Source organism: Streptomyces sp. CC224B (assembly GCF_030010595.1).
Lineage (GTDB): Bacteria > Actinomycetota > Actinomycetes > Streptomycetales > Streptomycetaceae > Streptomyces > Streptomyces longispororuber.
Window position 1 is genome coordinate 1 of the sequence record NZ_JASCXL010000232.1, and the last position, 2,859, is coordinate 2,859.

The window sequence follows — 2,859 nt, forward strand, 5'->3', positions numbered from 1 at the left end:
CGCGCCCCCCCCCCCCCCCCCCCCCCCCCCCCCCCCCCCCCCCCCCCCCCCCCCCCCCCCCCCCCCCCCCCCCCCCCCCCCCCCCCCCCCCCCCCCCCCCCCCCCCCCCCCCCCCCCCCCCCCCCCCCCCCCCCCCCCCCCCCCCCACCACTACGAACGGCTGGCTGGGGCCGGGGCGGTTGTGAGGAGGGGGACGGGGGTGCCTTCGGTGACGACCGGGTGCCTCCGGCGGCGTCGGGGGGTCTGCGTTGCCGGGTCGGATCAGCGGCGGGCCGTCACGCGGCCGCGCCGGTAGAGCACCGCGCCGCCCGCCAGCAGCCCCGCGCTCATGAACGCGGCCGTGACGAGGCTCACGTCGAGGCCCGTCTCCGCGAGGGCGTCCGCACTCGGCACCATGTGCGGCGCGACGTCGGGCGCCTCGGCCCGGTCCACGGACCGCGACGGGGTGCGCGGCTCGGACTCGTCCACGGGCCGCACGGGGTGCTCCTGCTCCGCGGGCGGCTTCGCGCGGTCCGGGTGCCGTGGCGGCTTGGGCTTGTCGGGGTGCGGGGCGAGCGGCCCGGGCTCGGCGCCGTGGGTCTCACAGCGGTTGCCGTACGCCGGGTTGAGGACGCCCACGACGTCCACGGTGTTGCCGCAGAAGTCGAGGGGCACGCTGAGCGGGGCCATCAGGCTGTTGCCCGACAGGAGCCCGGTGGAGCCGTGGGTCTCGCTCCTGGCCGTGCTGCCGCCCGCGGACGCCGACGACACGGTCCGGGGCGCCGGCGCGTCGGTGTGCCGGTGCGCGTGGCCGGGGCCGGGGTCGCCGTAGCCCCTGGGGCCGTGCTCGTTCGTACGGTCGGAGGTGCCGCTCGCGGGGCCGCGGTCCGGTGCGTCGTGGCGGTCCGGCGCGTGGGGCGGCGGGTGGTGGGGCGTGGTCTTGCGTGGCGGGGCGTGGTGGGTCGGCGCGTGGTGGTGCGGCGCCTGCTGCTGCGCGTGGGCGCAGTCGTTGCCGCCCGTGGGGTTGAGGGCCGCCGCGGCGTCGGCGGTGTTGCCGCAGACGTTCACCGGCACGTGCACCGGTGCCTGCACGTTGTTGCCCGACAAGAATCCGGGAGAACCGTGGGCCTGTCCGCTCGCGTCGGCGGCGAAGGCGGACGAGCCGGACAGAGACAGGATGCTCGACGCCGCGGCGGCGGAGAGCATGCCTTTGCTGAGGGCCTGTCGCAATCTAGTGATCTTCCTCTGTGCGGTGGAGCCGGCCTCGGTACGTCTGGGGTCCCGAGGCCGACGCAGACACGGCGCGGAGCCGCGCGCTTCTCAGTCGTTGACGCAGGTGTTGCCTGCCACCGGGTTGAACAGGCCGACGACGTTGATGCTGTTGCCGCAGGCGTTGACGGGGACGTGCACGGGCACCTGGACGACGTTGCCCGACAGGGTGCTCTCCGAGTCCTTGGCGGTCGAGCCGTAGGTGGCTCCCTGAGCCCCGGCATCGGCATAGGCAGTGGCACCCGTGGCCAGAGTCATGACAGCACCTGCGACGAGCGTCGCGCTCTTCCTGAGCTTCATTTCGCTTCCCTTCGGGTCACACCGAGTTCTCTCCTGAGCCTGTTAAACGAGGAGAACCGCGTGAGGAAACCACCGGCTTGACGCGATGACGCCTTTCGCCCGTTTGCTTCGACGGATACTCCTTTCCTTACAGCGGTTCACCGGATTGTCCGCACGGCGGAAGATAATCAGACAGCGCACCGTGCGCCGATGACAGCCAGAAAACGCCCCGCCCCGCCGGGCGGCACGGAGCACCCCCGCCCCGGTCTGAAAATCATTCATTTACGCCCCTCCGGTCAACGCGCGGTCCATATGGCCCGTGCAAAACATCACGAAGGAGTGAGGAGGCGACGGATTGCGAATTACCGGAAACGAATGGGGAGATTCTGACTTGCGGATGCCCGTTCCATGCAGGGGACGGACACGACCATTCGACTCGGAGAAAGCATGATGAAGAAGGTTGTTACTTGCGCGGTCGTCGCCATGGCCGCGCTGGCGCTCGGTACCGGCTCGGCCGCCGCGGACTCCTCCGTCAAGAGCGACGACCGTGAGGTCGTCGCGGCCAAGCGGGGCGGCGGCGACTGGGACAACGTCCGCGGCTCGTCGGGCGGCGGCATCTACAGCGGCTCCAAGCACCACGGCGCCTTCCTGATGACCGACGACGCGGACGACGACTGACAAGAGGTGCTCACCTCTGAGCGGTCCCGCGTCTGACGCGGAAACAGCACGAGGCCCCTGATCTTCCCGGTCAGGGGCCTCGTGCTGTTACGGAAGGCATGTGACGCACGCGGTGAGCGGCCGAGCCGAGCGGGAAGACACAGGACCGCCGACACGCTCTTGTGAACTGCTCACCGGATGAACAGCCTCAAGCCGCGTTCATTCTTCAGCACCGCCCGCTTCTCGAACCGCCACGGCGAAGAACGCGGATATGCTGAGCGGGGCCACTGTCGAAACAGTGGCCCCGAAGTGTGCGGCGGGGAATTCTCCGTCAGCGGACGGAGGACCCTGCCGGCAAACCGTATCGCATTAGTCGATGACGGCACCGAGGATGGGGAGGGCCGGCGCAGACGAGTCGTCGTGGACCTTCGACTTCTGACGGATCTCGTTGCACTGGAAGGCACGGGCCTCGTCCAGCACCTCGATGGTCAGGACGTCGATGTCCTGGACGGTCGGGCAGACGTCACGGATGATCTCAATGTTCTGAGAGTAGTGGCCGTGCACCTCTTCGTCGGCCATGGCCGGCGTGACAGCCGCACCGGTAGCGGCCAGCGTCAGCATCGAGCCAGCCAGAATCTTCTTGGCGTTCATGGAGTTGCCTTCCTTGCGTGCGAA

The 2,859-nt window shown here is 70.4% G+C and carries 4 protein-coding genes; 1 reads left to right on the plus strand and 3 read right to left on the minus strand.

Annotation, left to right across the window (positions count from 1 at the left end; genetic code table 11):
* Nucleotides 1-261: 261 nt before the first annotated feature.
* Entirely contained in the window at nucleotides 262-1,209 is a 948-nt protein-coding gene (locus tag QK440_RS41025) for a chaplin (RefSeq protein ID WP_282798361.1), read from the minus strand.
* Nucleotides 1,210-1,299: 90 nt separating this feature from the next.
* Nucleotides 1,300-1,548, minus strand: coding sequence for a chaplin (locus QK440_RS41030; RefSeq protein WP_282798362.1), 249 nt, complete (start codon nucleotides 1,546-1,548; stop codon nucleotides 1,300-1,302).
* A 426-nt stretch (nucleotides 1,549-1,974) separates the two neighbouring features.
* Between QK440_RS41030 and QK440_RS41035 the strand changes: the two genes are divergently transcribed.
* Complete coding sequence (locus tag QK440_RS41035) at nucleotides 1,975-2,205, plus strand: hypothetical protein (RefSeq protein WP_282798363.1); 231 nt, start codon at nucleotides 1,975-1,977, stop codon at nucleotides 2,203-2,205.
* Nucleotides 2,206-2,553: 348 nt separating this feature from the next.
* On the opposite strand, the gene QK440_RS41040 is transcribed toward QK440_RS41035, so the two are convergent.
* Nucleotides 2,554-2,859, minus strand: a 306-nt coding sequence (locus QK440_RS41040) for a hypothetical protein (RefSeq protein ID WP_282798364.1), incomplete at its 5' end; no start/stop codon positions are given.